Annotated in this window: 17 protein-coding genes; 10 read left to right on the plus strand and 7 right to left on the minus strand. The window is 42.2% G+C overall.

Annotated elements, in window-relative coordinates; translation table 11 throughout:
* The first annotated feature begins 2 nt into the window (after nt 1–2).
* Entirely contained in the window at nt 3–416 is a 414-nt protein-coding gene (sufE, locus tag L4C38_RS15190) for a cysteine desulfuration protein SufE (protein WP_428798404.1), read from the plus strand.
* A 315-nt stretch (nt 417–731) separates the two neighbouring features.
* Nucleotides 732–2,303 carry an ABC-F family ATP-binding cassette domain-containing protein gene (locus tag L4C38_RS15195; RefSeq protein ID WP_428798405.1) on the plus strand — a complete coding sequence of 524 codons (1,572 nt, stop codon included), beginning with the start codon at nt 732–734 and terminating at the stop codon, nt 2,301–2,303.
* Between the two features lie 83 nt (nt 2,304–2,386).
* Here L4C38_RS15195 and L4C38_RS15200 read toward each other — a convergent pair whose 3' ends face one another.
* The 4 genes from L4C38_RS15200 to L4C38_RS15215 form a co-directional block, all read right to left on the minus strand.
* Nucleotides 2,387–2,572: a hypothetical protein gene (locus tag L4C38_RS15200; RefSeq protein WP_428798406.1), complete on the minus strand. Its 186-nt coding sequence runs from the start codon at nt 2,570–2,572 to the stop codon at nt 2,387–2,389.
* A gap of 237 nt (nt 2,573–2,809) precedes the next feature.
* Nucleotides 2,810–5,203, minus strand: coding sequence for a fimbria/pilus outer membrane usher protein (locus tag L4C38_RS15205; RefSeq protein ID WP_428798407.1), 2,394 nt, complete (start codon nt 5,201–5,203; stop codon nt 2,810–2,812).
* Nucleotides 5,204–5,217: 14 nt separating this feature from the next.
* A complete protein-coding gene (locus L4C38_RS15210; RefSeq protein WP_428798408.1) occupies nt 5,218–5,880 on the minus strand; it encodes a fimbria/pilus periplasmic chaperone in 663 nt (220 codons plus the stop codon).
* A 65-nt stretch (nt 5,881–5,945) separates the two neighbouring features.
* Nucleotides 5,946–6,500, minus strand: a complete 555-nt coding sequence (locus tag L4C38_RS15215) for a hypothetical protein (protein WP_428798409.1) — start codon at nt 6,498–6,500, stop codon at nt 5,946–5,948.
* 472 nt (nt 6,501–6,972) lie between these two features.
* Between L4C38_RS15215 and L4C38_RS15220 the strand changes: the two genes are divergently transcribed.
* On the plus strand, nt 6,973–7,641 hold the full coding sequence (locus L4C38_RS15220; protein ID WP_428798410.1) for a LuxR C-terminal-related transcriptional regulator: 669 nt from the start codon (nt 6,973–6,975) through the stop codon (nt 7,639–7,641).
* A gap of 13 nt (nt 7,642–7,654) precedes the next feature.
* Nucleotides 7,655–8,542, plus strand: coding sequence for a GGDEF domain-containing protein (locus L4C38_RS15225; protein WP_428798411.1), 888 nt, complete (start codon nt 7,655–7,657; stop codon nt 8,540–8,542).
* A 73-nt stretch (nt 8,543–8,615) separates the two neighbouring features.
* Here L4C38_RS15225 and L4C38_RS15230 read toward each other — a convergent pair whose 3' ends face one another.
* Entirely contained in the window at nt 8,616–8,951 is a 336-nt protein-coding gene (locus tag L4C38_RS15230; protein ID WP_428798412.1) for an Hpt domain-containing protein, read from the minus strand.
* A gap of 224 nt (nt 8,952–9,175) precedes the next feature.
* Between L4C38_RS15230 and L4C38_RS15235 the strand changes: the two genes are divergently transcribed.
* From L4C38_RS15235 to L4C38_RS15245, 3 genes are all read left to right on the plus strand, one after another.
* Nucleotides 9,176–11,056: a DUF294 nucleotidyltransferase-like domain-containing protein gene (locus L4C38_RS15235; protein ID WP_428798413.1), complete on the plus strand. Its 1,881-nt coding sequence runs from the start codon at nt 9,176–9,178 to the stop codon at nt 11,054–11,056.
* A gap of 29 nt (nt 11,057–11,085) precedes the next feature.
* On the plus strand, nt 11,086–11,799 hold the full coding sequence (locus tag L4C38_RS15240) for a 3'-5' exonuclease (RefSeq protein WP_428798414.1): 714 nt from the start codon (nt 11,086–11,088) through the stop codon (nt 11,797–11,799).
* A gap of 190 nt (nt 11,800–11,989) precedes the next feature.
* Nucleotides 11,990–13,654 carry a BCCT family transporter gene (locus L4C38_RS15245; RefSeq protein ID WP_428798415.1) on the plus strand — a complete coding sequence of 555 codons (1,665 nt, stop codon included), beginning with the start codon at nt 11,990–11,992 and terminating at the stop codon, nt 13,652–13,654.
* 324 nt (nt 13,655–13,978) lie between these two features.
* Here the strand turns inward: L4C38_RS15245 and L4C38_RS15250 are convergent, their stop codons facing one another.
* Nucleotides 13,979–16,393, minus strand: a complete 2,415-nt coding sequence (locus L4C38_RS15250) for a hybrid sensor histidine kinase/response regulator (RefSeq protein WP_428798416.1) — start codon at nt 16,391–16,393, stop codon at nt 13,979–13,981.
* Between the two features lie 36 nt (nt 16,394–16,429).
* Nucleotides 16,430–17,839, minus strand: coding sequence for a DUF3131 domain-containing protein (locus L4C38_RS15255; protein ID WP_428798417.1), 1,410 nt, complete (start codon nt 17,837–17,839; stop codon nt 16,430–16,432).
* 217 nt (nt 17,840–18,056) lie between these two features.
* Between L4C38_RS15255 and L4C38_RS15260 the strand changes: the two genes are divergently transcribed.
* From L4C38_RS15260 to L4C38_RS15270, 3 genes are read left to right on the plus strand one after another with little or no spacing between them, the layout of a single operon-like run.
* The gene (locus L4C38_RS15260) at nt 18,057–19,760 is read left to right on the plus strand and encodes a type I secretion system permease/ATPase (RefSeq protein ID WP_428798418.1); all 1,704 of its coding nucleotides are present in this window, start codon (nt 18,057–18,059) and stop codon (nt 19,758–19,760) included.
* Complete coding sequence (locus L4C38_RS15265; protein ID WP_428798419.1) at nt 19,757–21,064, plus strand: HlyD family type I secretion periplasmic adaptor subunit; 1,308 nt, start codon at nt 19,757–19,759, stop codon at nt 21,062–21,064. The genes L4C38_RS15260 and L4C38_RS15265 overlap by 4 nt, the downstream gene beginning before the upstream one ends.
* The gene (locus L4C38_RS15270; protein ID WP_428798420.1) at nt 21,064–21,318 is read left to right on the plus strand and encodes a hypothetical protein; all 255 of its coding nucleotides are present in this window, start codon (nt 21,064–21,066) and stop codon (nt 21,316–21,318) included. The genes L4C38_RS15265 and L4C38_RS15270 overlap by 1 nt, the downstream gene beginning before the upstream one ends.
* Nucleotides 21,319–21,532: the final 214 nt, after the last annotated feature.

Consider the following 21,532-nt stretch of genomic DNA (forward strand, 5'->3'; position numbering starts at 1 on the left):
ATATGACACCAGATAAAATGGTTGGCAACTTTAACCGTTGCAGCGATTGGGAAGAGCGATACTTATACTTAATAGAGCTTGGAGAGCGTCTTCCCAATTACCCTGATGACCAAATGACGGTTCAGAACTTAGTCAAAGGATGTCAGAGTAAAGTATGGCTTACTCTTCACTATCAATTGGAATCAAAATCACTTAGGTTTTTAGCGACGAGTGACGCTGCTATTGTAAAAGGATTATTAGCATTGCTGCACATTGCCTATGATGAGAAATCGCCGCAAGAAGTGCTGCTTTTTGATATCCATTCTTGGTTTGATGAGCTTGAGTTAAGAGAACACTTAACGCCTAGCAGGACTCAGGGATTGGACGCGATTGTAAAAGAAGTGCAAACCAATGCTCGCCAGCAATTATCGAGTTAAGCAACAAGAAGGAACGTGGCTTTGTGACTAAAGTCTTATTCGTTCTCTTGCTTTTTCAATCAGAAATTCGTTAAGCTAACGGCATCATTTCTGTAGGAGATTACGCCAATATGAAGCACTAAACCTGTCATCCATATTTCACTATATTCTTTGGATTCACAGGGTTAGTAGGCGTAGCTCACTTTCCGATATTTCGTAGCATTAGCTCCCGTTGTTCACCTAGGACAGCTTAGGGCAAGTTGATGGCTCCGATCTATTTCAAGTACAAATCTCGAGTTGCTGCGACTGTTGTCCCTGTCATACAGGAGGCAAATTATGCCGTTTTTACAGTCTTTTAATATCAGCCATCAATTTGGTAACGGAGAGTTACTCTTTCAATCTATTTCATGCTCAATGAATCAATCGCGAGTCGGTTTGGTTGGGCGTAATGGCGTCGGTAAATCGATTCTGGGCTCGATGTTGTTTGGAGAGATCATACCAATCAGTGGCACGGTCACACCGCCATCTTCTTTTGCTATTTATCGCCAGCAGCCGTCAGAATTACTCTCAGGTGAACTATCTATTGCAGAGTTTCTGGGAAAGCACACGGTACTCGCTGCATTAAAGAGGATTGAAGCTGGTGATTGCGCGGATGAATGGTTTGAAATAGTTGGTGAACAGTGGGATTTAGAAGTTCGTTTAATGCAGCAACTACACGCAATGAGCTTGCCGCAAGAACCGAATTTCCCTTGCTCTCAATTGAGTGGAGGACAGTTAGCCCGATTACAGTTATGGCAACTGTTTGAGAGTGAGGTGGATGTATTGATGCTCGACGAACCTTCCAATCACCTTGATGCGGTCAGTAAGCAATGGCTCATTGAGCGCATACAATTATTTGATGGAGCGATATTACTGATCAGTCATGACCGAGAGTTACTACGAGAATGCGGAGAAATATGGGAGCTTTCAAGCCTTGGAATACAGGTGTTTGGTGGTAACTACGATTTTTATGCTGAGCAAAAGGAGGTTGAAAATCAGGCTGTGACTAGACAGTTATCCAGCATTAGTCGCCAGCAAAAGCAATTGGAAGAGCAAGCCCAGCGAAATCGTGAAAAAGCCGATCAACAGGCATCAAAAGGGAACAGATTACGTAAGCAGGGTAGCCAGCCTAAAATACTCATGGATGCGAAGAAAGACAGTGCGACTGCGCAAGCGTCTAGACGCAATAAGAATGAACAATTGAGGAAAGTTCACTTACGGCAAAAAGAGCAGGCGTTGAGGTTACGGTTGGAGCAGATAAAGAGCCAGAAAATATATTTAAATAGCGATCACAAAGGTTCATCTACTGTGATTTCGATGCTCAACGCGGTGTTGCCTTTTGGCAACAATACTCCGATAACGTTGCAAGTATCCGCAAATGATAAAGTACATCTGACTGGAACGAATGGTTGTGGGAAATCAACCTTGTTGAAAACGCTCCTTGGTCACTTCACCCTTGCAAAAGGTGAAGTGCAACTCAATACGCCGCTTCATTATCTGGATCAGCATTTTGGTTCGATTTGTCATGAACTAACATTACTCGAAAATCTAGTGGGGCGATGTGAAGGCATGGAAGAGAGTGATGCTAGAACACTACTGGCGGGGATCGGTTTTCGCCGAGATAGTGTTTTTCGCTTGGGCGAGGCACTCAGCGGTGGGGAGAAGATGAAATTAGCGATGCTGATTGTTAGTCACCAACCAACGCAACCGTTACTGCTACTGGATGAGCCGGACAATCATCTCGATATAGAGTCGAAAATCATGCTGGCTAATGCGTTGGAATCCTATCAAGGCGGCTATATTTTGATTAGCCATGATCAGGACTTTGCGGTGGAATCGGGTGTTTCTCGCCAGATCGAGATTGCGTAAACACAACTAGGTATACTACCCATACATCGACACAGCAGGTGTTTTCTGACTTATCTTGCCCCTTAAACAGTGTGGCGGTGAATCTATAAAAGCTTCAGTTCGCTTGGCTCTGAAGATATCGACAAGGTAATGTCTGACAGCCCTAATTTGCTGGCGAGATATTGTGGGTAGTTTTCGCTTTGCCAAAAGTAGCTTGAGATCAACTCACCACTGGTTGTGGCTTCTAAGATAAAGAGTAGCTCTTCGAGAAAGTAGCGTAGCTCCGCCAATTGATATAACCGTCATACTTGAAGTTGCAGCGGTGTTGGCTGTGTTCGTGCGCCCCAATCACATAGTTGACCTATGCTCAGGGGGCTTTCTTACTTACCGCCTACCTGCATCTTCAAGTTTCTTGGGTATAGTAGTCAAGGATACGTTGCCTAGAATCAGGGTCAATTACGCTAAATCCATTGTCACGGCTTTTATGTTTGAAGTTGAACGTGATCGTTTTGTCAGCCATCGGATGGTTAGTTCGCACTTACAGGTACAACACCAAGATCGATGAAAACTTCGTCACTAACTTGTTGTTGAGAAATTTGAATATCGACTGCTTGTGCGACGTTATCGTAGAAATAGACTTGATAGTTACCTTCGGGCAGTACATCTAGCTCGAAGTTGCCCATTTCATCGGTAAAGAATGGATAGGTATGCTTGGAGTGTTTGTCTCTAAATTCGCCAACAATATCAGCCATTGGGTCGCGATTCTGGTTATGAAAGAAGCCACTCACAAAGTAACCTTTATCGACACTGAGTTGATGTGCTGAACCATTATATAATCCGCCGAATGCAACAAATTCGCCTTGCTTGAGTTCTTCGTTGAACTCTAAGTTATCTCCCCCGACTTTAATGGTGCGATGCCCATCATTTTTAACCGGCACCATCAGTTGATTTTGCCCTCCTTCATCAGCTGGAACAATCTGAATACGACGATATTGATCGTACTTAAGTGCGTATTTATCGGTAAGTTCTTCCGGTAAAGAGACAATGTTAAAACTGCTTGAAACAGGAGAGGTCCATATTAGGTTATTTCCAGCCCAAGCTAACGCGGTGTCGGCACCAATGGATAAGGTTCTACTGCTGGTTTGTTGAGACAAATTTCGTGAGGAATAGCGACCGTTCCAAGTAACTCGTTCTCCATACCATTTTCCATACCCATCAAAACCGTCATACTGTTTGTCTTTGTATTTTGTCGCGGCACGCCAATAATACTCGGGTTTGTATTGTGATGCAGAAAGCTCACTTTGATATTCATCATTGCGGCTGTCATAGGCGGTTCTGGTTGAAATACTCACGTCGTTCCAACGCAGGGGCAGCGAAACCGTTAAGTAAAGACTTCGATCTATGCTGTTGTTGTACCTTTGCCAACGTAGATTCAGGCTGGTGGTGACGAGTTCATTTACTCGATAACTAGTGTTAATGGAAGCAGACTGCTTCATTGTGCCTTGATCATTAAATTGATGCTCAATATTAAAAGAGAGATAGCCGGTCTCTACTGGGGTCTTCACGCCTGAACTCAGAGCGATAGTATGGCTAAGAGGTGTGATTTCTGAGGCTTTGTTTACTCCGTAGCGAAGTGAGAAGCTTGAAAGATTGTCATCCAATAGCTCACTCGCGTAGAACTGACTCTGTAGGCTGTAAGATCGAGAATCTTCTAGCTCGTTAAGTTCACCGTCAAACGTAATAAAGAAGTCGCCAAGAGCAAAGCTTTGATCAATTGAATAGTGTTGCGAATCTTGTTCTAACAGAAACGATGATGAAAGTGTCCACCAGTTCGTAAGACCATATGAAATAACACCTTGGGTGTTGATGCGGTCGGTCTCGATTCGCTTGTCACCGTTATCGCTATATATCTGTTCAGCACCATAAACCCACTGTGTTTCGATGTCTCCTTGCAGTAGTAGTTGTGGGTGATCAACTAAGTTGAAAAAGCGCTTCTGCTCGATGCCGCTTTGATCGATATAGCTCACTTCAACTTCGTTTACGCCTTGCTCCAAAGGTAAATCGCGCAAGTTGTATTGCCCAGCAGCGAGTCGAATGGTTCGATAATCTTCACCATTGATCCGCACAGTCACAAGTGAGGTCGATTCCAAGCTGATAGGTACGATATTTGGCTTAAGGCTATTCTCAATATATTCAGGTTGATAGGAATAAGAAAGACCGAATAGATCGCCGCTTGGTAGGGGCGATATGTCGGTTTTAATCCGGTAATCGCCGAATTGAACAAAGCCCATACGATTGGGTAAGTTTGCCATCAATCGTGAGCTGTCACGAAGCCAGTTTCCACGATGATTAAAATGGTTGTAGCTATAGGTATGTCCGTCTTCAAAGGTTATTGCCCCAAAGGCGGCAGTGGTGCGTGTTGCAACTTGTGAAATGGAATAATCAGTCTCGACTAAATTGCGGGTATGAGACCAATAAGTGTTTAACGCTCCGCTAAACAGTGCTGGTTTAACATGAGGAAGATTCGCTGGTGGCGCTGTGTTGCTAGCCGGTTCAAAAGGTATTTCTATTAATTTTCGTTCGTTTACTGGAATAACAATGGAGATCAGTAGTTCATCAATATTATATTCAGTGTGCCAACCAACTTGTGTGAAATCGGCCTTAGTGGCCTTACGATCCTGCAATATGCCTCTTAGAGCGTCGAGGCGCGTGGCGTCGACAGATAATGCCAGAGCTGGGATCAGTTCATTGCCTTCCAATGCCCAATATTGTTCACGTTCATCGTCAAGATAGCCAGTGATCTCAACTCTTTTGCCGACTATATCCACATCAATTGGAATGACCATTTCTAACGCGGATACAGAAGGGACAACACCAACTGTGTAGATCAATATTGAGTTAAAACCGCGCCAATTCACCATAAGACTACGGCATTTCAGTTGAGTATAACTTCAGCCAAATCATACGATTTCACTTTGTCAGATAAGGGGATAAACACTTGGCTATTGGCGAGCATGTTGATGTCTGGCAACGGTTGGTCATACATGATGCTTTGTTCACTAGAAGTTAGCTTGAGCTGCCAATCCTGTAAGATAATATGCTTACTTCCTAGGTTTGACAGCGCTAGTTGCGTGCCCTGACTGTTTGCTGATAGCGTTGATTTAAGGTCGGATGTTGCGTTTTTAGGTGTTACGTAAAATGCAGTATGGAAGTTAAATTTTGAATTTAGAGCTTGCTGTTCGTTTTCGGTGACGTCGCGATCAAGCTGCATAAACACCACGCGAAATGCTTTTTCCCGTGAGATATTTCGTTTTCCAAGGTAAATCACTTTAATGCGTTTTTTCTGCTGAGGTTCGAGGATGATTTTTGATGGGAATACGCGAATTTCTTTCGTTGGATGGCGAGTTTCTTCTCCAGCACTGTTAATCTCGCGTGTGGTCGCCAAAATTTCATAAGCTGCTTTTTGGTTAGTGAGGTTTTCTAAGGTATAGCTAGCCGATTTTTGCTTGGTACTGATACTTTGTGAAAGTGGCGATATATTAAAGTTGGCTTGAACTGAGCCAATATAAAAGAGTAGTAGAGCGGTAACCCAACGCATAAATCCTCCTTGAGATGCGGCGACTCGAATCAATATAGGGGGGCTAAGCCCCCTAATGATTAGAGTTATAAAGGAGTGAGATCAAACGTTAAGGTTTCTGTGTACTGTCCGGCGTAAGTGAAATCTTCACCAGCTTTGAGTTTCATTTTGAGCCTGAATTCAGCCAGTAGTGTATTTACGCCACTGCCAACAAGAACAGGGCTGTCAGCAGCCAGATCTAACGGGCTATTGAACGCAGGATCTATGGTGAAATTATTCGAACTCACTTTCTCTAGAGTGTAATCAACAGTTTGGGCGATGCTGGAGTCTTTGTTGTCCAACTCTCCATTAGTCGCAGTTACATGAACGTCGTAACCGCCAGAGGCATTACACTTTGCTCGACCTGTGATGTATTGACCGCTAACTTTCAGATCATTTAGCTCACTATGCACATAATCACTACCCAATTCGCTACTGACATCTCCGCCAACAGAGCCATCGTTGCCTACCGCCCATAAGCCAATATTACATTCCTGAGTGATATTTTTGGTTAGTGTGGTTGAAGCACCAGTAACGTTGGCGTTTACGACAGAACTTCCTGTAACAGCTAGGATAGCGGCTGCGATTGCTACTTTTTTCATAATTAGTCCCTTTATCGATTATCAAGTTTGTATCAGTCATATGAAAGACATAAAGATAATAAAGACAAAATAAAGATTAGAAGTTTTAATTTAGTTTTATTGTTATAAATATAACTAAGCCTAAAGTAGTAGATTGGTAACCTAGGTTAATTTTTAAATAAATATGTAAATATTGAATTTTTACTGCATTATTCTTTTAAGGATGATCTAGTGTTATATAAGTCCATGGTTTTATTGAGTTAAATATTAGTTGGCAGTGTTAGGGCGTTTATAGTGGTATCGGAAATTAGTGTGTTTTGTAAGGATTAGATAATATTTTACTGTTTCTTGGTGTTTGATTGGTTATAAGTTTATGAAAGTTAGTGGCTAATTATTTTTGTGAAATTAGTCATAATTTTTTGTAAGTAATGTATTGAATATAGATGAAGACGTTCTAAGCTTATCAAGTCTATTGGCTTATAGGTGATAATTTATGAATTCGACTAAAACAAATTTAGTATTGCTAGGTAGTCTAAATATACAGAACAGAGTTGTTTATGATGCATTGCGAGAAGTACAAGGTGTGACTGTTTATTTAAAACAGTTTAATGACATGAGCACCACACTTGAAAAAGTTAATATCGATGTATTGTTATTGGAATTCAAGGATATAAATAAGTTTAATCGTATGTCTTTGGGGGTTAGCCTTATTATATATAATACCCCCGATGAGGTTTCAGAAGTGCAATTAACCAAGTTGCCTAATCTAAAAGGCGTACTTTATATTAAATCATCCAAAGAGCATTTAATTCAGTGTGTTGAGCATGTATGTCGGGGGGATATGTGGCTACCTCGAAAGTTGATGGTATCTATGCTTAAGAATTTTCTGCTTATTTCAACTCCTCCTAATGGTGTATTGGATCTTTTGACTAGACGTGAGCAGCAGATACTAAAACATTTAGTCAATGGGTATTCCAATCAGCAAATAGCAGACAAATTATTTGTAACAGAAAGCACGGTAAAAACTCATGTCTATAAGTTGTATCGCAAGATCAATGTTCGTTGTCGGAGAGATGCTATTTCATTGGTAAAAAATATGCATGCAGGTTCAAAGGTTAGGCCTGAGGCTTTGATAGATACGACTCTTTTGGAACACACATAATTGAGTATTTGTTATGGAAGATTTAGGTTTCAAAGATGTGTTTGATCTTTGCCCTTCGGGAATTGTTATCACCGATAAGCGCTTAAAAATTATTGATGCCAATGAAGCAGCCCATCGTATCCTACGTTTACGGACACTGCTGGGGAGTTCATTAACGGAACTGTTTGATGAAGTATCAAAAATTCACATGGTCACATTTTCCCAATATTTAAGTTCAAGTAAGCAGTTGTGTCTTGATTGTCAATTTCACGGACCGACACTAGAGGGATGGTGTGAGCTTTCTGCTACTAAGGTGAGGGGAAATAATTCAAATGAAGATGTGATTATTTGGAGTATTTCCGATATTTCAATGCATAAGCGCCGAGAATCAGAGCTTGAAAATCTTGCCTATTTCGACGGTTTGACCGGTGTATATACAAGGCATTATTTTTTGCATCTAGCCGATATGCACATGGATAAGTTCAGGCTTGAAAAACTGCCATTTTGCCTTCTTGTGCTAGATCTTGACGAGTTTAAGCAGGTTAATGATCTTTACGGACATAGTAAAGGCGATGAAATTCTGCAGAATTTCGCGTCGATCACCAAAGAGAAACTGCGGAAAAGTGATCTATTTGGCAGGATTGGTGGAGAAGAATTTGCCATTCTTTTGCCCAATACAACTGAAAGAGTTAGCTTAGCCATTGCAAATCGAATATGTCGTGAGGTTGAATGCTTTTTTGTGCAGATGAAAGTAACTGTGAGCATTGGTATTGCAGCAGTAGAGAACAACCAAGATACAATAAAGCATGCTTTGGAAAGGGCTGATTCAGCTCTATATGATGTAAAGCGCAATGGCAGAAATCACGCCTTAGTTAATACTGTGAAAATGCTAAGAGTTAATAGATGCGGTGACACGGAATAAACACAACTGACGATGATTGTTGTCGCAGTTGTTCCCAACTTCATTTAGCACTTCCAATGGTTGGGTAATTTGCTCAAACTCCGATGGTTAGGTAATCTTGAACTTGAGATTGAATAGCAGACAGTTCATTTTTCGCAGCATCAATATCCTCTTGGATCGGCGGGCTTTCATCACGTGTGTCGTGTTCGATACGTTCCAATATGTGTGCTGCACTCTCTTCACCCAATATTTTTAACGTACCCTTTAAGCTATGGCTGAGCATATACAATTCAGACCAGTCTTGAGATTGGTAGAGCGTCACTATTTTTTGCGCTGCGTCGCCATAATCGTCTGAGTAACTGCTTAACAAAGCCACCATTACATCGTTATCGTCGTCTATAAGTGCTCTAATGACATTGAAATCTAACATTTATTTCTCGCCTTGTTCTGTTGAATCACATTAGTTAAACGTAGATGTAAGTGCGGATAAGTGCAATGCGGAATGAAGCTAAGAATCAATCTTGTTAACAAATAGCACGTCTTGATTGCTAAGTGGGACGACATATTAGAGTGAGTTCTCCAAATTGTTATTGCCTCATCGCAAGCATGATGATATTTATCACTAAAATATAGGCTAATCATGGAATAATTAGAATGGAAGCTGAGCAATTAGAAGTACTCAATTTCATAAGCCAATACCCCCCTTTTGATGACCTCTCTGAAGAGCGATTGAAAGAGCTCGCTATTAACGTCGAGGTTGCTTACTACCGTGAAGGTAGCGACATTTTGAAGTTTGGCGATACTATTCGTGATCTCTACATGGTGCGTAGTGGGGTCGTAGAAGTATTCCGTCGTAAGGGGGAACTGTATAACCGCATTGATGCAGGTTGTCTGTTTGGTCAAATGGGATTGCTGATGAACAATCGCGTGCGAATGCCAGTTAAAGCTATTTCAGATACCTTGGTTTATTGCATCCCTGAACGAATTTTTAACGAGCTTTGTGATGAGTCGGAAAACTTTGCCGACTTTATGGAGTTGGAAGATAGCGCGCGTTTAAGAACCGCAGTGTCGAGTGCCGCAGAAGGCAACGACTTCACGACAGCGAAAGCGCGTAAAATACTTAGCCGGGATCCGGTTACATTAGATGCGACGGCTACCATTCAAGACGCGGCAAATCTGATGGCTGCCGAGAATGTGACGGCGCTTTTGATTGTTCGCCCTGCCGAAGAAATCACCGAAGAAGACGATGATCAACTATTGGGTATTCTTACGGACCGAGATCTTTGCATCCGAGTTATAGCGCAAGGTATAGAAACCAATTTAACCGTTGGTGAAGTGATGAGTACCGACGTGGTATCGCTGGATTTCAATGCGTATGTCTTTGAAGCGATGCTTACTATGCTTCGCTACAACATCCACCATCTTCCGATCTTAAAAGACAAGAAACCGGTTGGCGTGATTGGCATGACGGACATTGTTCGTTATGAGTCTCAAAATAGCTTACTGTTAGTCAGCTCTATTTTCCAACAGACAACAGTAGAAGATCTCAAACTCCTTGCTGGGCAAGTGAAAGATTGCTTTGTACGAATGGTGAGCGAAGATGCCAACGCCCATATGGTGGGTAGAGCAATGTCAGTAATTGGCAGTAGCTTTAAGCAACGCTTAGCTGAATTGGCAGAAATGGAATTAGGTCCTGCGCCTATTGCTTATTGCTTAGTTGCAATGGGTTCAATGGCGCGAGATGAGCAGTTGATTGTTACCGATCAGGACAACGCGCTAATTCTCGATAACAGCTATGATGAAAAGATGCATGGTGAGTACTTTGCGAAATTTTCCAAATTTATTTGTGATGGTTTAGCTGCGTGCGGTTATACCTACTGCACTGGTGACATAATGGCAACGAACCCTGAGTGGCGGAAAACGCGTACTGAGTGGGAAGAGTGCTTCGCAAGCTGGATAGATAATCCAAACCCAGAAAGATTACTGAACAGCTCAATATTTTTCGATTTATTGGGCGTTTATGGGCGTGTTAAGTGGGCGGAGCAGTTGAGCAGCTTTATTGGACGCCGTGCTAAACGCAACAATCGCTTCTTAGCCGCGATGGCATACAACGCGATTCGTCGCACACCACCACTGGGCTTTTTTAAAGACTTTGTGATGGAAAAAGATGGTGGTCACCATAACTCCATTAATCTAAAGCGCAGAGGCACAGCGCCAATGGCAGATCTGATCCGTGTTCATGCTCTCGCGATTGGCTCTCGTGCACAGAATTCGTTTGAACGGTTGGATGATATTAACGACGCTGGCATTTTACCAAAAGGTCGTGGGATGGACTTAAAGGACGCGATGGAACTGATCAGTATGGTACGGATTCGTCATCAAGCGTTAGATATTGAAAATGGCGATGAGCCTGACAATAATATTGAGCCGGAACATATGTCTGACTTCGAACGTCGCAACCTAAAGGCTGCGTTTCAAATTCTGAGCAATGCACAAAGCTTTATTAAGTTCCGCTACCAAAGAAGCGGAAAATGATGATGTTTGCGCGTTGATAAGGAGCACAAATGCAAATTGATACGTCTGCCACACCTGATTGGTCAAAGCGTTTTGAACAACTCACACATACTGCGAAAGATATACGATTAAAAGAGTATTATTCTCAAGGGGTGGTTGATGCAAATACCCCTTTGAAGGATGTTCCGTTTGTGGCATTGGACTTTGAGACAACAGGTCTGAATGCACAGGAAGATGCCATTTTAACCATAGGATTAGTTCCCTTCACTTTAGGGCGGATTTATTGCAATGGTTCGGCTCATTGGGTGGTTAATCCAAATCGAGATCTTAACGAAGAATCTGTAATCATTCATGGTATTACTGATTCTGATGTGAAAAATGCGCCCCAACTGGAAGCCATACTCAAACCTGTACTGCAAGCTTTGGCGGGGAAAATTGTCGTCGTGCATTACAAGAACATTGAGCGTCAGTTTTTCAATCAAGCTTTGTTTAATTGCATTGGTGAGGGCATTGAATTCCCGGTAGTAGACACGCTTGATATTGAATACGCGATTCAGCGAGAAAAGATCAAAGGTCTGGTGAATTGGTTCAAACGAAAAAAGCCAGGTTCTGTGCGTTTAGGGCAGTCTCGTGAACGCTATGGCTTGCCAGCGTATCAACCACACCATGCGCTGACGGATGCGTTGGCGACAGCTGAGTTACTGCAAGCTCAACTCCAATATCATTCACAATATGAGATGCCGTTATCATCAATTTTGCAATGAATTCTGTTATTTCTGCATAAAAATAAAGTGCAATATTCGGCGGTAAGGCTTACTATCACCGCCGTCTTATAAATGACGCATATACATATAGTTTCATTATGTTCTGAGTGATTGGATCAGAAAAATCATTTTTCTCGATTATAAGAATAATAAAACTTCCTCCATGGTCACGTTTTTAAGGAGATAATTCGTGAGCACTGAAAATAATGGCGGGATCCAACGTCCCGACGGTAAAGTTAACGCGATCGATACTGATTACCAAATTGGTCAAGATAACGTTGCCCTTAAAGTAGGTCCGTTCGGTTTAGACATTCACAACCGAGTTTTCGCAATTTCTGGTTTGGCGATAGTGCTGTTTGTTGTACTTACGCTTGCATTCAGAGAACAAGTAGAACCTTTTTTTGCGGGATTACGCGGCTGGTTAACTTCTAACCTTGATTGGTTCTTCCTTGCCTCTGGCAACGTTTTTGTTGTCGTCTGTTTAGTACTTGTTGTTACCCCGCTTGGCAGGGTACGAATTGGTGGTACTGAAGCAAAGCCGGATTATACCTACGCAGGTTGGTTAGCGATGCTATTCGCTGCGGGTATGGGTATTGGTCTTGTGTTCTTCGGTGTATCCGAGCCAATGTCTCACTTTAGTGCTGCGTTGGGCGGTGTTAACGTCGAAAATGGTGTTCGTACTGACTGGTCACCACTGGGTGGAGCGATTGGTAATACGGAGGCCGCAACAGCTTTAGGTATGGCTGCAACTATTTTCCACTGGGCTCTTCACCCGTGGTCTATTTATGCGCTACTTGCATTAGGTCTGGCAATCTTTTCATTCAACAAAGGCTTGCCGCTAACGATTCGTTCGATTTTTTATCCATTATTCGGTGAGCGAGTATGGGGTTGGGTCGGTCATATCATTGATATTCTTGCGGTGGTAGCGACGGTATTTGGTCTTGCAACTTCATTGGGTTACGGCGCCTCTCAGGCTGCGACAGGTTTGAACTACCTGTTTGGTATACCAATGACAGAAATGACTCAGATCATTCTTATTATTGTGATTACAGCGTTGGCATTGGTTTCTGTAGTCGCTGGTCTTGATAGCGGTGTTAAACGTCTATCTGAGATCAACATGGGCTTAGCTGCACTATTACTACTTTTTGTAATTATCGCAGGTCCTACGCTCGCAATCTTTACTGGTTTCTTTGACAATATTGTCGCCTATGTAGTTAATATCCCTGAGTTGTCGATGCCTTTTGGTCGTGAAGATGTCAATTATTCTCAAGGCTGGACTGCATTTTACTGGTCTTGGTGGATTTCATGGTCACCATTCGTCGGTATGTTTATTGCGCGTGTGTCTCGTGGTCGTTCAGTTCGAGAGTTTATTGTTTGTGTAATTCTTATTCCATCAACAGTATGCGTACTTTGGATGACTGCATTTGGCGGTACAGCGATCAGCCAATATGTCAATGAAGGTTACCAATCGGTATTTGATGCAGAATTACCACTTAAATTGTTCGCAATGCTGGATGTGATGCCAATGGCTGAAATTACATCTTTAGTTGGTATTGTGTTAGTGGTGGTATTCTTTATTACCTCTGCTGACTCTGGCTCATTGGTAATTGATACTATTGCAGCAGGCGGTAAAGTAGACGCTCCAACACCACAACGTATTTTCTGGTGTACGTTTGAAGGTTTGGTGGCAATTGCTCTGCTTCTTGGTGGTGGTTTGGCTGCAGCACAAGCAATGGCTGTAACTACTGGCTTACCATTTACTATTGTCTTGCTGGTTGCGACAGTATCATTGATCAAAGGTCTGATGGATGAACCTCGACCTAAATCAAAACGAGCTAAAAAAGCAATAGCTTAAGATAAAAAAAGAGCCGCATAAAGCGGCTCTTTTTATATCCGAGGTTCAAGCAAAAATCTCGGAATTCCAGATGGCAAACGAAGGTTCTTTTTATTTGTATGCTTTAAACCTACTACCCAAATTCATCGCTGTAAAACCTGAAAGCTTATTTGGTTTTATTTTACTATCAAAAAGAATTTAAAAGAGATCAAAGTCTCGATATCTAGTAAGTATTTGTAATAATTCTTACATTTAAATTGTGCTGAATGTCACCATTTAAATGTTGGTGTGCATTACACTTTTATAATCCTTTAGTATTAGTCGCATTTTAGCCCTTAATGATGGCTATATGTACTTTTCTAATATCGAATAGAGCTTATCTTTGCGCAATGGCTTTGCTAGATAATCGTCCATACCTACTTCTATACATCTCTTAATATCTTGATCGAGCACACTGGCCGTTAGGGCAACAATAGGGGTGGATGGCAGGTTGTTTTGCTTTTCGTGATTTCGGATTTCTAACGTTGCGGTAAAACCGTCCATTTCCGGCATCATACAATCCATTAGTAATATTTGGTAACGATGTCCTTGTTTGATCTTATTGAGTGCCTCTAGACCATTATTGGCGATATCATATTCATAACTCGCTTTTTTGAGGAAGAGAGAGACTACTTGTTGATTGACGCTATTATCTTCAACAATCAAAATTTTACCATTATGTTTCGTTTCTATCGGTGGGTTTTGTACTTTAGAACTGTGGTGTAGCATTCTCTCGCGCAGAGCTTCCTTCGATTGCGTAATTGAGCTTATTAATCGCGAGCCTAATATTGGATGCTTGATAATCCCGTCAACTTGCTCTTCATATTCGAAACCTACCGAGTTAAAAGTCTGAATAATGATAATTGGCGTTGAAGGAGATAGTTTGTGTAACTGTTCTATGTTTTCTTGCGTGTTATTACTATCGCCATGGAGCAATAAGAATACATCTGAATCAACGCTGTGCGAGACATTATTCACCCGAGTAACTTTAGGGATACCATAAAACAACAGTGATTCTTCTATATCATTCGCTAAGTCTTCGTTGTCACAAACAAGACATGCATGTTCTGCAACAGAGCTTTGTTTACGAGGAATTCGCTCTAACACTTCAGTTGGAAGAGAGAAGTAGAATCGACTACCAATTCCTTTCTCTGATTCTACCTGTAATTGCCCGCCTAATAACTTAGTCAATTGACTACTAATACTTAGCCCAAGTCCAGTACCGCCGAAATTTCGTGTAATTGAGCTATCTTCTTGTTTGAATGGAGAGAAGATGTCATTTAGCTTGTTGTTGTCGATACCTATACCAGTGTCACGAACAGAGAAGGTGAGTACACACTCGCCTCCGGTCATTTGCGTTTCAACAGCCAGAGTTACTGTGCCGTGACTGGTGAACTTCACGGCATTTGAGACCAAGTTCATCAGTATTTGGCGTAATCTGTGTTCGTCTAATTTGACGTTGTATGGGATATTGTTGTTAATCTGGACATCAAGAACAATGTTTTTTTCGGTTGCTTTGACCGCGATCATTGCCGCCGTGTCGTAAACTGCGTCCCTTACATCTGACGGATAAGGCGTAATTTCGATATGCCCAGACTCAATTTTAGATAGATCGAGTATGTCGTTAATAAGCATTAAAAGGGTTTGTGACGAGGTATCGATAGCGTGCAGGTAATCACGCTGGTTAGGTGTCAATGTAGTATCTGCAATGATTTGAGACATGCCTATAATGCCATTTAATGGGGTGCGGATTTCATGAGACATGTTGGCTAAAAAGGTACTTTTGGCTTTGTTTGATAATTTTGCTTGCGCTTCAGACCCCACAAGCCTTCGTTCCAACCTCGCGATTGACCAAGTAGCGTAGCCTAGAATTACGATTAGACTGGCAACGAGAAAGAGCATAACTAAGTGACTATCATGATCGATTTTGTTTAGCTTAGTTTGTATTTGTTCGGGAATCAGCTTATGTATAGTAGCAAGTTTGGATTCGACATCGTGTATTTCTCTGCGTAAAGATCCATGTAACCCTGATGTGTGATCATAACCTAACGTTTGATATGCCAACTGTAACTGACTAAAGGCTTGTTGATAGACAAAGATTGCCTGCTTAACTTCATCATTATCGCCAGATGAAAGAAACGACAATTTGAACATTAGGTTCTGTGAATTAAGCAGGTACTCGGGATTAAAGGTTCGAAAAAAGTAATAGGTACTTTCTTGTAATTCGATAATTGTCTGATGATAACGTTCGTCAGCGTTCACTAGCATGGCTTTCTCAAGACCAAACCATGCCACTTTGAATTCCTCGATAAGACCTGTTGTATTGTTGCCTTCGATCAGTAGCTTTTGAGCTGCTAATTGTTCGAAGGTCGCGATGTAATTGTCAATTGATTGTATGATTTCATCAGTTGAGAACTGAAATTCAAATTGGTAGTTTTGGAAAAAACCATCAATTCTATTGATGCTCTGCTTAAGAGCCACTAATTGCTGATGGTTTTTTTCGATATATGCCGTATCGACACGGCTAAGGAAGTCTTTCTCTTGTCTGCGAGCGTCTAACATTAGATATTCAGAATGAGAGATTGAGCTTTGTAACTCTCTTAATTCCCCCTCCAACTCTTTGTTATGGTGATTGAGAGCAGCAAATGCAAGTACCAAGCCAATTATTAATAGACTCGCTATTAGCATTTGTAGACGAATGGATTGTGTGATTTTAGCCATGACGTTTTAACTATTTTTATTGTTGATATTCAAAGCCTAGTCGATATTTAGGTGGCTGCTGCGTTCTTCATCGAAGTTTGCGAACTGATAGATTGGTTTGCTGCCATTTTGCTTGTACCAAAGCGCGACGAGGATCAGTGAATTAGTGTTGATGTTGAATGATGTATTAGCTCCGCCGTTTGCATATTGTCCTGTTGGGATACTTCTCGTATGAAGGCTGTTGTTGAGCACAGAACTAAATAGTTGTTTGCTGAATTCGTCATTAAATAGCACGCTGAATCCATATGCTACTTTGTGGCTGAAAATTTGTGGGTTCTCGATCACTTTGCCGCTTGGGCTTACGCTGGTCCATGGTTTTCCGTAGTAATACAAATTGTTGTATGCGAACCAGGGATTTTTATTCATCGCATCTTCTGCATAACTGAATAACTTGCCCTTCTTTTTGGATATTGATTTATGTAATGAATAGATGGTGTTGATTTGATTCCAATCATCATTTTGACCAAATTCAATGCTGGCTAGTACATAAGGATCGCTAGTCAAGAACGGCACATTACGGGTATCGACATAAAGAGTTGAACCGAACATCTCTACGGGCGATAGATAGTGGTCTAACTTAGGGTGCGGCAATGTGTAGTTAAACATCTTAAAACCCATCGCGGCATATTGTAGATAACCATGACGACCTTCTTGTCGATAATACTCTTTGCCTTTATAGAAATTGGCTCCGTAGAGGGTACCATTATGAATAGCTTTGCCTAGTTGCCAATCATCTAGCAGTTTAGCTACGTCTCTTTCGAATTCTGGATGTTGTTGGCACATGATCTTAAGCCATATCAGTAACCGACCTATGTCTAACGCTGACCATCCGTTACCATTCATGCTGCTGTTACTGAGCCTTCCTGAGGGGGTGCCTGTTTTAGTACTGTATTCTCGATTAGGCAACCAACCCTTATACAGTGGCATATGTTGCAATGTGCGCAAGGTCTGGCTCAGTTCTTGGTGTGATTGCTCTGTCGTTTTTAGTTCTAAAGCTTCTAAGGCTAATGTTGCGGCTATTCCACTCGCGATATCCCACATGGTTGTGTGTGCGTAGCCTTGCACCGAGTCCCATAAGCCGGTGTTTTTTCGGCGATTATGTTGAAAATAGAAATGCGCTTTCTTAGCGAGTAGTCGCTCATTACGTGTTAATTGATATTTAGGTTCAGAAGAGTGATGGGGTATCAGTTCTTTAGCTACCTCAGTGGTTGTTTTGGCTTTGATTGGCGGGGCAATAACTCGTCTATGGAACAGGGTGGCTTTTGGCTTTTGAGTACTTGGTTTTGAAACGCTTCTTTGTCCATAAAAGCTGATGTCTTCAGCCACACTCTCTTCACTCGCCACAACAGTCGTGGGCGAGAAGGAGCATATTCCCACTAATAGTAACCAAGGGTGTGAGGCAATCATCTAGTATGCAATTCCATTCGCTCGCAATCCTAAGGTAATGATAATACAAGATTTGCCATATGCTATTTTGCCGCTTCATTTATCGTATATGTCTTCGAAAAATACGTAAGCCATTAGCTATGGAATTTGTGTGAAGTATCAATGGGTTTAAGCGCCAAGTTAAGATACTCGGCCTATACTCAATCATATACCTATATGCAACAAAGTTGGTTGAGCTATGAATCATTCTGTAAAAAATCCGTTTAATGCTGTGCGGAAAGAGCTTTGGGCTGCGATGGCTTTTAGTTTTGGGATCAATTTCCTTGTACTTGCAGTACCTGTATATAGTTTGCAATTGTTTGATAGGGTGATGAGTAGTGCCAGCCTAGAAACCTTGGTTGCACTGCTTGCTATAACGCTGTTTCTTGTGACTTCTCAGGCACTTCTGGAGCATATACGGACATTGCTGATGCAACGTTCAGCATTAAAGTTGGATTCAACCCTCAGTGGGGATTTACTGGCGAAAAGTATAGCGGCGTCTTCGAAAGCGAATCGAATAGAAAAGAACTCACTGCAAAATCTAACAACTTTGCGCAACTTTCTTGTTTCACCGTCGACTGGTTCAATTTTAGATCTTCCTTTCACACCTTTGTTTTTGCTACTGCTATTTGCTTTCCATCCTTACATTGGCATGGTTGCACTTACGGGAGTGTTAGTTTTTGCATTCCTTGCTCTATTTATGATGCTCGGTGGTCGAAAAATGACTGCAGAGGCTCAAGAAACTACCGCCAAAGTGAGTATGGAACTTAATGATTATTTAAGAAATGCACCAACACTCAAAGCGATGGGAATGAGCGAAAATGTAGGTAGCTCTTGGCAAGAAACCAACGCCAAAGTATTGCACTTGCAGTGGCTGGTTAATTCTCGTGCAGGGCTATTATTAGCAATAAGCCGTTACTTTCGTACTTTGTTGCAAGTGGCGGTTTTAACGTGTGGTGTTTACTTGGCATTGGGTCAGCATATTGGTATTGGTGCGGTGATTGCCAGTTCCATTTTGATTGGTCGAGTTCTAAGTCCATTCGAAAGCGCAGTGAGCGGTTGGAAAGTTTGGTACAGCGCTTTTAAAGCGTGGCAAGCGCTCAATAAAACCGTGACTGAAGATGCTCAAACAAAGAAAACTCTTCTTCCAGAACCGAAGGGAGATATTCAATTTACCAATGTTGGGCTTAAATTCCCTAATACAGCTAAGCCTACTATTCAGGGGATCAGCTTTAAATTAGGGGCTGGCAATGCACTCGCCGTTATGGGTAATTCAGGCTCCGGAAAATCAACATTGGCTGGGCTACTGATGGGTATTTATCCTGCTACGGTGGGTGAAATTATGGTCGATGGCGTCAGTATCGATAAATGGGATCTCAACCAGTTTGGTCAATATATCGGTTATCTGCCTCAGCACGTAGGTTTGTTAGCCGGCACCGTTAAACAGAATATATGTCGTTTTACTAAAGGGGATGATGAAGCGGTCGTTGGTGCGGCTAAATTAGCCTGTATTCATGAGCTGATTATGGGGCTACCAGAAGGGTATGACACATATATTGGTGAAGGGGGTGTGTTGCTTTCTGGTGGGCAGAAGCAACGAATTGGCTTAGCACGATCTATCTATTCTAACCCCAAAGTACTTGTGCTTGATGAGCCAAATTCAAACCTAGATCCGGAAGGGGAAACCGCATTAGCGATTGTGTTGCAGCACTGCAAAGAGCATCTAATCACTGTGATCATGATAAGTCACCGCCCAGGTTTTTTGCGCCAAATGGATTGGGTGATAAAACTCAAAGATGGAAAGGTTGAAAAAGCGGGGACTTGCGAGCAGTTTTTGGGGCTGCACATTGAGCCAGAACAGAACGAAGCTCGTCATGCAAAGCAGCTTAAGGAGGCGTTATGATAGAGCGATTTAGTACAAGGCGTCTGACCATCACAGGGTTGGTTGTTCTACTGGTTACGGTTGGCGGATTTATCACATGGTCGATGAGTATGGCGTTGAGCTCTGCATCCGTCGCTTACGGAAGTTTGGTGGTGGAAAGTAAACGTAAGCAAATTCAACACTTGCAAGGTGGTTGGGTAAAACAAGTCTTTGTTATAGAAGGGCAGCAAGTCGAGGTCGGCCAGCCTTTAATTGAACTTTCCGATATCAAGGCTGAAGCGGATTACCGCCGGTTTTTATACCGCAATTATTCGTTGCTTGCTCAGCAGGCTAGGCTCAAGGCTTTAACACGAGAGCAAGATCGTATTGTGTGGTCAGACGGTTTGAATGAGAGTGATGATAGTTTGGTGGTTGAGGCGTTGCTTCGTAGTGAGAACGTGCAGTTTGAACAAGCTAAGCTGAGGCGCCAACTTCTTGATTCCCAATATCAACAAAGGGTGTCTTTATTCAAAGAAAAGGTGAAAGGTAATCAGTTTCAAAAGCGCGCAATTTCAACTCAGAGAGATTTGATCCAACAAGAAGTATCGATGACAGAAGGTTTGGTCGAAAAGGGATTTGTCTCAAAAACTCGAATGTTGGAATTACTTCGTCACAAGGCGCGCATCAACGCGGAATTAGCGGAGATTACGCTTACAATTGACGTTACTACACGAGAGCTAGATTCTCTTCATCAAAGTCATCAAAATCAAATGCTCGAACTAAAGCGTGAGTACTCAACGCAGTTAAAAGCGGTAAACGATGAATTGAGAGATGTGCAGCAGCTGATTAAAACCGCATTGGATATTCGAGAGCGAATACTTATCCGTAGTGAATTTGCAGGTAGAGTGGTGGGCATGAACATCGCGAGTATCGGGGGCGTGATCAAGTCGGGGCAAGTTCTGATGGAGATTGTGCCAGATAGTGATGAACTGATAGTAGAAGCGGTTGTCTCGCCAAAGGATATTGATGTGGTAAGGCAAGGGTTAAATGCAAGAGTTCGTTTAACTGCGTATAGCGCGCGAATTATCCCTCCGGTACAAGGAAAAGTGCTACATGTCTCTGCTGACAGAGTGGTGCAAGATGGTAATGATCAAGCTACTCAAGGGTATTTGGTTAAGATTCGTTTTGATGCGTTAGCGATAGATGATTTGATTAAAAATCACGGTGTTGAGCTATACCCAGGCATGCTGACTGAAGTGTTGATCTTAGGGGAGGAGCGTACATTATGGGACTATCTCGTCAGTCCAATATTAAGTGGTACTGAGAAAGCGATGAGGGAGGTTTGATGAGCAGTGAGATGATGTTCTGGCTTGGCTTCTATGGTTTCTTTATGGTCGCTACAACCTTGGTGGGTTATCACAAAAAAATCACCGTCGCGGGTGTATTACTGGGTTACGTACTTGGACCTATCGGATTAATTCTGTTGCTTTGTAGCCAAGATCGCCGTCATGGGTATTGCCCACATTGTGCGACGAAAGTGGATAGACACGCCTATCATTGCCCTAGCTGTGAGAAAAAATGCTATAAGCAATTGGTGTGAAATATCTTATACCCGTCATACTTGAAGTTGCAGCGGTGTTGGCTGTGTTCGTGCGCCCCAATCACATAGTTCACCTATGCTCAGGGGACTTTCTTACTTGCCGCCTACCTGCACCTTCAAGTTTCTTGGGTATAGAGAAGTTTTGGAGGGGATAAACCTTTTTGATCGAAACGTTTTGACTGATTTTTCACGGAATATGAATTGAAAGAAAGCC

The organism is Vibrio kasasachensis (genome assembly GCF_050337565.1).
In the GTDB taxonomy this organism is placed as follows: domain Bacteria; phylum Pseudomonadota; class Gammaproteobacteria; order Enterobacterales; family Vibrionaceae; genus Vibrio; species Vibrio kasasachensis.

Coding starts and splice junctions, on each gene's coding strand:
- sufE (WP_428798404.1), top strand. CDS start 3: ATGACACCAGATAAAATGGTTGGCAACTTTAACCGTTGCAGCGATTGG.
- L4C38_RS15195 (WP_428798405.1), top strand. CDS start 732: ATGCCGTTTTTACAGTCTTTTAATATCAGCCATCAATTTGGTAACGGA.
- L4C38_RS15205 (WP_428798407.1), bottom strand. CDS start 5,203: ATGGTGAATTGGCGCGGTTTTAACTCAATATTGATCTACACAGTTGGT.
- L4C38_RS15210 (WP_428798408.1), bottom strand. CDS start 5,880: ATGCGTTGGGTTACCGCTCTACTACTCTTTTATATTGGCTCAGTTCAA.
- L4C38_RS15215 (WP_428798409.1), bottom strand. CDS start 6,500: ATGAAAAAAGTAGCAATCGCAGCCGCTATCCTAGCTGTTACAGGAAGT.
- L4C38_RS15220 (WP_428798410.1), top strand. CDS start 6,973: ATGAATTCGACTAAAACAAATTTAGTATTGCTAGGTAGTCTAAATATA.
- L4C38_RS15225 (WP_428798411.1), top strand. CDS start 7,655: ATGGAAGATTTAGGTTTCAAAGATGTGTTTGATCTTTGCCCTTCGGGA.
- L4C38_RS15230 (WP_428798412.1), bottom strand. CDS start 8,951: ATGTTAGATTTCAATGTCATTAGAGCACTTATAGACGACGATAACGAT.
- L4C38_RS15235 (WP_428798413.1), top strand. CDS start 9,176: ATGGAAGCTGAGCAATTAGAAGTACTCAATTTCATAAGCCAATACCCC.
- L4C38_RS15240 (WP_428798414.1), top strand. CDS start 11,086: ATGCAAATTGATACGTCTGCCACACCTGATTGGTCAAAGCGTTTTGAA.
- L4C38_RS15250 (WP_428798416.1), bottom strand. CDS start 16,393: ATGGCTAAAATCACACAATCCATTCGTCTACAAATGCTAATAGCGAGT.
- L4C38_RS15255 (WP_428798417.1), bottom strand. CDS start 17,839: ATGATTGCCTCACACCCTTGGTTACTATTAGTGGGAATATGCTCCTTC.
- L4C38_RS15260 (WP_428798418.1), top strand. CDS start 18,057: ATGAATCATTCTGTAAAAAATCCGTTTAATGCTGTGCGGAAAGAGCTT.
- L4C38_RS15265 (WP_428798419.1), top strand. CDS start 19,757: ATGATAGAGCGATTTAGTACAAGGCGTCTGACCATCACAGGGTTGGTT.
- L4C38_RS15270 (WP_428798420.1), top strand. CDS start 21,064: ATGAGCAGTGAGATGATGTTCTGGCTTGGCTTCTATGGTTTCTTTATG.